Source organism: Halomonas sp. BC2 (assembly GCF_002078115.1).
GTDB lineage: Bacteria > Pseudomonadota > Gammaproteobacteria > Pseudomonadales > Halomonadaceae > Vreelandella > Vreelandella stevensii.
In genome coordinates this window covers 41,957-45,081 of record NZ_LFGT01000004.1, presented here as the reverse complement: position 1 = coordinate 45,081, position 3,125 = coordinate 41,957, and the positions used below count along the sequence as shown (strand labels likewise).

3 protein-coding genes are annotated in these 3,125 nt (G+C 56.1%); all 3 read right to left on the bottom strand.

The window, feature by feature from the left end; all coding sequences use genetic code 11:
• The coding region (locus B7L71_RS02805; protein WP_081135870.1) for a very short patch repair endonuclease at window positions 1–446 on the bottom strand (446 nt) is incomplete at its 3' end.
• Window positions 447–538: 92 nt separating this feature from the next.
• Window positions 539–2,002 (bottom strand): DNA (cytosine-5-)-methyltransferase, encoded by a 1,464-nt coding sequence (gene dcm / locus B7L71_RS02800; protein ID WP_249273158.1) that lies wholly within the window; start codon window positions 2,000–2,002, stop codon window positions 539–541.
• 70 nt (window positions 2,003–2,072) lie between these two features.
• Window positions 2,073–3,125 (bottom strand): hypothetical protein (locus tag B7L71_RS02795; protein WP_081135867.1); only part of this gene is annotated, 1,053 nt, incomplete at its 5' end.

Sequence of the window (3,125 nt, the reverse complement as noted above, 5' to 3'; positions counted from 1 at the left end):
CTAGGCGGCTTTTCCGGCCACTCCGGTAAAAAAATTTCGCCCTCAATCGTATCAATGACCTCATCAAACTGCTCAGGCGCGTGTTTCACCCCACACTCCCACACCACCACGACCCGCCACCCTATGGCCTCCAGCTCAGCCCGTTTACGCGCATCTCTACGCACATTCTCAGCGAGTTTGGTTTGCCAAAACTGCTTGCGGCTCGATGGGGTGGTGGCATAGAAACACCCTTCATGCCAATGCCAGAAGCACCCGTTGACGAAGATGGCGACCTGATAAAGCGGGATGGTGATGTCGGGCTTGCCGGGAAGCTCAGTCGAATGAACGTCAAAGCCGATATGACGCTGCTCCAGAGCGGCCTGGACAAACCGCTCTGGAGCCGTGTTCTTACCCTGAATGGAAGCCATCATGCGTGATCGAGTAAAGCGATCGACAATATCAGCCAAGGTACTCGCCCTTTCATCTGAAGGATAGAACCACTGCAAAAGACGATGGCCCGCTCAACCAACCCCCGGCACCGATCGTTTCGGCCAGGCAATCACAGCGCAAGGGGCATCTCGTACTGTTGCGGGTCGTCATCCGCTTGAAGGGCTACCGACTTGGCGGCGGCAGCCAGTATCCGCGGCTCCATCAACCTTGCCACGGCTTCGAACACAGGCACCACTACCGAGTTGCCAAACTGACGGTATGCCTGCGTATCGGACACCGGGATGACGAAACGGCTTTCTCCCGGCTGGTCAAAGCCCATCAACCTGGCGCACTCCTGGGGGGTCAGTCGTCTGGGCCGATGCTTCTGATTATGGTCACTATAGAAGTCCATGGCGTCATCGAAGCCTCGATCCACCAGAATCTCCGAACCGTCCTTGTGATAACGGGCAGAGAGCGTACGGGCGACATCGTTGGGCCGTGTCAAGCCAAAACCGAAACCGTTGCCTTTTGCACGATGCTTCTGGGCGTACTTGTACAAGTACTCCCATAACTTCGGCGTCAGGATGTACTTGTCGTCGACCTCCGGGTCCAGCAGGTCACCAAAGGCTGGGCGCTCCTTTGGGTACATTTTATGGATATCCCTCAGGGTAAACCCTTCATGAACACCCAGATCTCGACGGAACCCCACCAGAACGATGCGTTCGCGATGCTGCGGCAGAAAGTGCCGCGCGTCGATGACCTTGGGGTCCTGCCCTTTGGGCGAATTCACATCCGCCACGTCATAGCCTAGCTCATCCAGGGTCTCACAGATGATCCTGAACGTTTTGCCTTTGTCATGGCTCTTGAGGTTCTTGACGTTCTCCAGCAGGAAAGCGGCGGGCTTCTTGGCGGCCAGAATACGCGCCACATCGAAGAACAGCGTTCCCTGCGCATCACACTCGAAACCGTGCTTTCGACCAAGGGAGTTTTTCTTCGACACACCGGCCAACGAAAACGGCTGACATGGAAAGCCCGCCAGCAGTACGTCGTGATTGGGAATCTGCCGATCGATGTGCCTGTACGCTGTCTCTTCGTCGATGCTCAGGTCGCCGCTCAGCGTGACTTCACGAATGTCCTCATTGAACCGGTGCTTGCGCGGGTCACAAAAGTGATTGGCCTTGTAGGTACGAACGGCATATTTATTCCACTCCGAGGTAAAGACGCACTCGCCTCCAATCGCCTCGAACCCCTTGCGTATGCCACCGATCCCGGCGAACAGGTCGATAAACCGAAAGGACGGCTGAAGGTCACTGGGCCGGGGAGCAGGCAACATGGACACCATTTGCTGATAAGCCGCACGCGTTACTTTCGGCTCCGCCTTACCCTTGGCCCAGCGGTTGATGGTCTCGCGACACCAGCTCCCCTTGTCAGCCATGGCGAGCGCCTCGGCGATGGCGCCCTGATCATAAATCTCCAGAAGCTTATCCAGCAGTGCTCGCTCGCTGAGCGCCTCGTAAGGCGACTGAGAGGCGCTCGGCAGGCTGGCAACCACGCCAGAACTTGCACCTGTTTGGACATCGATAAGGTGAGACATGCAAACCTCTGGGTCAAATCTGTGACAATGGCGCACGATTGTATCCCAAAAAACGAGCTCCGCGAAGCGTTTACGGATGAATTCGGCTGTCGTACAACATCTGCTCCGTCACTGGCTGGTCAAGCTCCCCCATCGCCGCAAGGCGAATGTTTTTGGCGACGTCATCGACCGCATCATCCAGGGTTCCCAGCAGCTGGAACTCGGCGGCATTCACATAGCGAGCCTTCTGGCGGTCCGTGCCGGTAAACGACTGCTCAGCCCCCGTCTGCCATGATGGACGCTCACGTATCTGGCGCAAGGTGGGCGTGTCCAGCAGTTTCGCCAACAGCAACACGCGCTTACGCTCACCGATGCGGTTAAGCAGGTAGCCCGTTCCGCGCTGTTTGTCCCAGATCGGTTTGACCATGATCATGTGCAGCGTCTTGATCCCTTTACGCGCCAAGTCCTGCATGACCTGTAACTGGCCATTATTAATCCCAAAGAAGAGGCCGCCACGACCTCGCTCGACGTAGGGAAACTTGTGTTTTACCTCCAACTGCATGAGCGTCCCATTGGGCAGTCGCGCCACACTGTCGATATCCCAAACGCCATCGAAAAAAGGCTGTATCGCGCAATTTTTAAACAGTCGATGCAGGACGACATGTTTAAAAATATCGCGACTGTAATGACTAAAAATGCCTGACCAAAAAGCTTGTTGCGAGCGGTGTTCGTCAATGACCGCGCTGGTTGGCATTCTGAAACGGGGGGAGTCATATCCACGACTTTTCAACATGAACGATTGAATCGGAATATGCGTCCTGCCCTGCCACTCCTTGATGAAGAAGTCTCTGGCGCTCTCGTCGTAATAGCAATCGAATAGAAACTCATCCTTGCCCGACGCAGGGAGCAGGTGGCGACTCAGGTCAGCGGCGGCCTCGCCAGCCCCCGAGTGATCCCATAGCCACCACGCGTTGACGTAGCGGGTGCGGAGCCGTCGCTTGATGGTCAGTGTTCTGACCAGAGACACGGGCAACACGTGCACCTGCTGGGTCATCAACCTGTCCAGATAGTCATTGAAGACCGCTTCAATGACGAACCCTTCCAACATCCGGCTCTTGTCGGACCGAATCAGTATTTCCTTTAA